7 protein-coding genes are annotated in these 5,393 nt (G+C 63.2%); 1 reads left to right on the top strand and 6 read right to left on the bottom strand.

Going from position 1 to position 5,393, the window contains the following annotated elements; genetic code table 11:
- Positions 1 to 1,210, top strand: a 1,210-nt coding sequence (locus EOD07_RS21060) for a DEAD/DEAH box helicase (RefSeq protein ID WP_164772399.1), incomplete at its 5' end; no start/stop codon positions are given.
- Positions 1,211 to 1,289: 79 nt separating this feature from the next.
- On the opposite strand, the gene EOD07_RS21055 is transcribed toward EOD07_RS21060, so the two are convergent.
- From EOD07_RS21055 to prfB, 6 genes are all read right to left on the bottom strand, one after another.
- Positions 1,290 to 1,898: a hypothetical protein gene (locus tag EOD07_RS21055; protein ID WP_073989626.1), complete on the bottom strand. Its 609-nt coding sequence runs from the start codon at positions 1,896 to 1,898 to the stop codon at positions 1,290 to 1,292.
- Positions 1,899 to 2,148: 250 nt separating this feature from the next.
- Entirely contained in the window at positions 2,149 to 2,799 is a 651-nt protein-coding gene (locus tag EOD07_RS21050; RefSeq protein WP_040983098.1) for an OmpA family protein, read from the bottom strand.
- Positions 2,800 to 2,935: 136 nt separating this feature from the next.
- Entirely contained in the window at positions 2,936 to 3,304 is a 369-nt protein-coding gene (locus tag EOD07_RS21045; RefSeq protein WP_040983100.1) for a GFA family protein, read from the bottom strand.
- Between the two features lie 152 nt (positions 3,305 to 3,456).
- Positions 3,457 to 3,834 carry a hypothetical protein gene (locus EOD07_RS21040; protein ID WP_040983454.1) on the bottom strand — a complete coding sequence of 126 codons (378 nt, stop codon included), beginning with the start codon at positions 3,832 to 3,834 and terminating at the stop codon, positions 3,457 to 3,459.
- Between the two features lie 297 nt (positions 3,835 to 4,131).
- The gene (locus tag EOD07_RS21035; protein WP_127236832.1) at positions 4,132 to 4,536 is read right to left on the bottom strand and encodes a GFA family protein; all 405 of its coding nucleotides are present in this window, start codon (positions 4,534 to 4,536) and stop codon (positions 4,132 to 4,134) included.
- A gap of 30 nt (positions 4,537 to 4,566) precedes the next feature.
- On the bottom strand, positions 4,567 to 5,393 hold an 827-nt coding region (prfB, locus tag EOD07_RS21030), incomplete at its 5' end, for a peptide chain release factor 2 (protein WP_127236831.1).

Below are 5,393 nucleotides of genomic sequence, written 5' to 3'. Positions count from 1 at the left end.
GCTCAACATCGCGCTTCTGATCGGCGGCGTCTCCTTCGACGAGCAGGACAAGAAGCTGGAGCGCGGCGCCGACGTGCTGATCGCGACGCCCGGCCGCCTGCTCGACCACCGCGAGCGCGGCAAGCTTCTGCTCAACGGCGTCGAGATCCTCGTCATCGACGAGGCCGACCGCATGCTCGACATGGGCTTCATTCCCGACATCGAGCGCATCTGCGAGATGATCCCGTTCACGCGCCAGACGCTGTTCTTCTCGGCGACGATGCCGCCGGAGATCACCAAGCTCACCGAGAAGTTCCTGCACGCGCCGGTGCGCGTCGAGGTCTCCAAGGCCGCCTCCACCGCGACCAGCATCACGCAGCGGCTGGTGAAGTCCGGCACGAAGCCGTGGGAAAAGCGCGAGACGCTGCGCAATCTGATCAAGGCCGAAGACGCTGACCTGAAGAACGCCATCATCTTCTGCAACCGCAAGGTCGAAGTGTCGGAACTGTTCCGCTCGCTGCTCAAGCATGATTTCGACGCCGGCGCGCTGCACGGCGACATGGACCAGCGCGCGCGCATGCAGATGCTCAACAATTTCCGCGACGGCAAGCTGCGCTACCTCGTTGCCTCGGACGTCGCGGCGCGTGGTCTGGACATCCCCGATGTCAGCCACGTCTTCAACTACGACGTGCCGATCCATGCCGAGGACTATGTTCACCGCATCGGCCGCACCGGCCGCGCCGGACGCGCGGGCAAGTCCTTCACCATCGCCACGCGCGCCGACACCAAATATGTCGACGCCATCGAGAGGCTGATCGGAACCAAGATCGAATGGCATGACGGCGACCTGTCGACCGTGACCGAAAGCGAGGGTGAGGATGCGCCGCGCCGTGGCCGCGGCGCGCCGCGCCGGGCCGGCCGCAAGGACGAGGACCGCAAGGACCGTGGTGAGCGCAAGAAGGACCGCCACGCCAAGCGCGACGAGGCGCCCGAGACCGCGCGCGACGAGCAGCCGGTCGCCGAAGTGGCCGATATCGCCGAACGCCGCGCCCGCAAGGATGCGATCCGTTCCGAGAACGAGCGTAAAGGCTCCGGCAACCGTCACGAGCAGCGCGGCGATGCCCGGCCGCAGCGCGACCGCCCCGGCCGCCACCGTCAGGAGGAAGACGACGCCACCGTCGGCTTTGGCGACGACGTGCCGGCCTTCATGCGGATCATCGCGAAGGTCTGAAGCTTCCGCCAGTCCAGGCAGAAATGAAAACGGCCCCGTCCGGGGCCGTTTCCTTTTAAGCTGTCTTGACCGCCCTGCCCTACATCGGTCCTGGCATCATCTTGGTAGGCTTCTCCAGCATCGGGAAATCGGCCTTGTTGCAGGTCACCTTCGGGTTGGTCGGGGTGAACATGCCGTTCGGATTGTCCCTGAACAGCCAGGCATGCAGGTCGTAGTGGACGAATTCCCTTGGAATGAGCGGATAGTGCCCCTCCATCGGCCCCATGAATTTCTGGCCGAACAGCTTTGGAACTTCCTTCACGTCCGGCGTCAACGGCACCAGCCATTCCACGCCGACCAGCTTCAAACCCTTCTTCGTCGGCTCGTAGATCAGGACGTTCGGCTTCATCGGGTCGAGCGGCTTGCCGATACTCGGCACGTTGACGAAATGAATGCCCATGGCACCCTTCGGATAGTACATCGCGCCGGCTATCTTCTCGCCAGCGTAGTGGACGCAGCCGACGGTCGACAAATAGAGGTCTCGGACGGCGGCGGTGTAATCCTCATATTTGGCCAGGGATTTCTTCAGGGCTTCGATATCGGCCTTGTTGGCGTCCTCGGCCCGAGCCGTGGTGGCTCCGAGCCATGCGCCCAAAAGGCCAGTCAAAACGAGGACGCCGTAGCGCCCGAGGCGAGCTGTTCTTGTCATGCATTCCTCCCAGATTCCCTTGATCTGGCCGTGCAAGACCGGGGCGGCAGATGCTGATTGCGCGGCCGATTGACCACCCCATCCCCTCTGGACAGCAGGATGGTAGTCCTTTCCCTGGATTTGAAAAGTATCAATTAGAACAAGCTAATGTCCTAAGACCTTCGATCCATCTTTGGACGGAGCCAACAAAAAACGGCCCCACGTGGGGCCGTTCTGGTTTGGTGGCGCTTCGCTGCTTTGCGCGGTGTGCTCAGGTGAGCGGCGACAGCTGGATCTCGACGCGCCGGTTCTGCTCGCGGCCCTGGGCCGTCGCGTTGGATGCGATCGGCCGCGTCTTGCCGAATCCGGTGACGGCGAAGCGGCGCTGATCGACGCCCTGGCCGGCAAGATAATTGGCGACGGCAAGCGCGCGCCGCTGCGACAGATCGAAATTGTGCTGGTCGCCGCCGGTCGAATCGGTGTGGCCGAACACGTCCACCGTGGTCTGGCGGAACTTCTTGAGCACCAGCGCGACCGAATTCAGCACCGGATAGAAGCCCGGCTTCACCGCGTCCTGGTCGACATTGAAGGTGATATCGGACGGCATGTTGAGGATGATCTGGTCGCCGCTGCGGGTGACGCTGACCCCGGTGCCCTGCAGTTGGCGACGAAGCTCGGCCTCGTTCTGGTCCATGGTCGCGCCGATCGCACCGCCGGCGAGAGCGCCGATGCCGGCGCCGATCAAGGCGTTGCGGCGGTCATTACCGCCGGCGAGCAGGCCAAGGCTGGCGCCTGCCAGCGCGCCAAGGCCGGCACCGGCCGCCGTGTTGGAAATCTTCTGGTCGCCGGTGTACGGATCGGTGGTGGTGCAGGCACTCACCAGCACAGCCGTCGCCACGACGACGAGCACGGTCTTTTTCATAAGATTGGTCCCTCTCCAATTCGCGGCCCTTGCGGCCACGCCAAATCAGCCCTTCCGCAGCCTTGTAGCATGAAATGCGGCGAAAAACGGAACGGGAATGCGGCCGCAAAGCCCGGTGGCCGTTCCCATTTCGCCTCTACCACAAATTCTTGCCGTCGATCACCACCACCTCGACCTTGTCCAGATCGAAATCGTCGAACAGGCGCGAATTGACGCTGATTTTCGGGTTGTCGAAATCCGGCTTCCCGGTCGACCAGTCAGGCGTTTCGGTGAAGGTGCCGCAACCGCAAATGGCGCAGAAACCGTGCTTCACGGTCTTGGAGCCCCAGCGATAGAAGGAGACGTTCTCCGGCGGGCTTGTGAGCTTGAATTGCGACGGCACGTAATAGGCCCATAGCGACCCGCGCTTCGAGCAGAACGAGCATGTGCATTGCGTCACCGTCTGCGGCGCCTCGGCGACCTCGAAGGTTGTCGCCTTGCAGTGGCAGCTTCCCCTGATGGTCATGAACTCACCTCTCCGTTGTCCACCGCCACGCCGGATTCCCCTGGCGGAAGGGCAACATAAAGAAGCGGTCCTGACAACTGTCTGTCAGCAGCTTCGGCAGATATGCCGGCGCGATCGAGACTCTCCCGCGCCTCGCGTTTGGCTCGCGAAGTTCAGTAGGAGGGCGGCGGCACGAACAGGCAGATGGTCTTGCCGGCGTCGAGCCCGGCCTGATGCGCGCACCAGTGGTATTCGCCGTCGGGCGAATTCTTGATCCGCTTGTCGCTATAGGCCACCACTTCACCCGTGCCCTTTATGACATAGCCTTCGGGCCGCTCGCTGATGGACGACTGCGGCACCTCCTTGCAATCGAAGTTGGCACAGCAGGCAAAGGGGTATTTCCAGCCTTGCGGCATGGCGGCCGTGGGTTGGGCGTCGTGCGCGATGGCCGGCGGCGCCAGCACTGCGATGGCTCCAACAGCGAACAGGGAGAACAAAAGTCGGCCGGCCGGTCGAACGGCTTGGGCCGATCTTGATATGGCAGCAGACATCGAAACGTTCCTTTCGAGCATCAAGCGTTTTCGCTTGCCCGTTCTTGGAACGTGTCTTCCCAGCGGCCGGATCGTCAGTCGCAGTTATGCCGCGTCCGGCCATAAATGCTTCTATCCCCCAGCCCGAATGCTGAGCTGATTCCATAGCCAGCGCAAGAAGTGGGGCGCGCCATCACAGCGCGCTGGGCTTCAAGCCTCGGCGACGGAAAGATGCGCAGACTTGGCTGGTAGAACCAAACGACAAGCCTGCGCCCAGGGTGCCTAAGAACGAAGTTCGGCTGACGGAAGTTCCGGCGTTCAGCCGTCGACATGTTCACGATATTGCGGCAGATCGTCTGTAATCGTGAACCACGGCGCCTTTGAACCGACGAAGATATGTGCGCTCGGGCGAATGCCTGGATCGTCCATCAGTGTTCCCATGGCGACATGGACATAGGCGCCATCGCGGACCAATGAATAGACGAGCGAGCCGCATCGGCCGCAATGGGCGTCATGGCCGTTCTGGTCGCCGAAGATCAGCAGCCTGTCGTCGCCGTCGATGAGACGGAACTTGCCGCGCTCGATGCCGGCGAAGGGTTTGAACGCAGATCCGGTCGTGCGCCGGCAGTTGGAGCAGTGGCAGTTGGCGGCGTAAACGAATTCGTCCGCCACCTCGTAGTGGACGGCGCCGCAGAAGCACTTCCCGGCAAGTTTGCGCGTCACCGGCTCCTCCGTCGTGCGGCGCTGGGGATCCTAGTCCAAGTCCGCCACCGCTTCGCCTGCACCACCCTCGATGCGATGCGAGAGCGAGGCTTCCATGAATTCGTCGAGGTCGCCATCGAGCACGCTCGACGGCGAGGTGCTTTCGACGCCCGTGCGCAGGTCCTTCACGAGCTGGTACGGCTGCAGCACGTAGGAGCGGATCTGGTGGCCCCAGCCGATGTCGCTCTTCGATGCTTCGGTGGCGTTGGCGACCGCCTCGCGCTTCTTCAGCTCTTCCTCGTAGAGGCGCGAGCGCAGCATTTCCCAGGCCTTGGCACGGTTCTTGTGCTGCGAGCGCTCGGCCTGGCAGGCAACCGCTATGCCGGTCGCCAGATGGGTGATGCGCACCGCCGAGTCGGTGGTGTTGACGTGCTGGCCGCCCGACCCCGAGGAACGATAGGTGTCGATGCGCACGTCGGCTTCGGAAACATTGATCTCGATCGAGTCGTCGATGACCGGATAGACCCAGACGCTGGCGAAGGACGTGTGGCGCCGCGCGTTGCTGTCGTAAGGCGAGATGCGCACCAGGCGGTGGACGCCGGACTCGGTCTTCAGCCAGCCATAGGCGTTGTGGCCCTTGATCAGCACGGTCGCGGACTTGATGCCAGCCTCTTCGCCATCGTGGACTTCGAGCACCTCGACCTTGAAGCGGCGGCGCTCGGCCCAGCGCGTGTACATGCGCAGAAGCATGGAGGCCCAGTCCTGGCTTTCGGTGCCGCCGGCGCCGGCATGGATTTCCAGATAGGTGTCGTTGGCGTCGGCTTCACCGGAGAGCAGCGTCTCGACCTGGCGGGCCTTCGCCTCGCCCTGCATCGAAC

It is taken from the genome of Mesorhizobium sp. M2C.T.Ca.TU.002.02.1.1 (assembly GCF_003997225.1).
Note: the sequence above shows the minus strand (reverse complement) of the source record. Positions and strands in the feature narration are given on the sequence as shown.

Excerpts from the sequence above, each read along its gene's own strand:
- EOD07_RS21055 (WP_073989626.1), bottom strand. The coding sequence starts at position 1,898 with ATGACAAGAACAGCTCGCCTCGGGCGCTACGGCGTCCTCGTTTTGACT.
- EOD07_RS21050 (WP_040983098.1), bottom strand. The coding sequence starts at position 2,799 with ATGAAAAAGACCGTGCTCGTCGTCGTGGCGACGGCTGTGCTGGTGAGT.
- EOD07_RS21045 (WP_040983100.1), bottom strand. The coding sequence starts at position 3,304 with ATGACCATCAGGGGAAGCTGCCACTGCAAGGCGACAACCTTCGAGGTC.
- EOD07_RS21040 (WP_040983454.1), bottom strand. The coding sequence starts at position 3,834 with ATGTCTGCTGCCATATCAAGATCGGCCCAAGCCGTTCGACCGGCCGGC.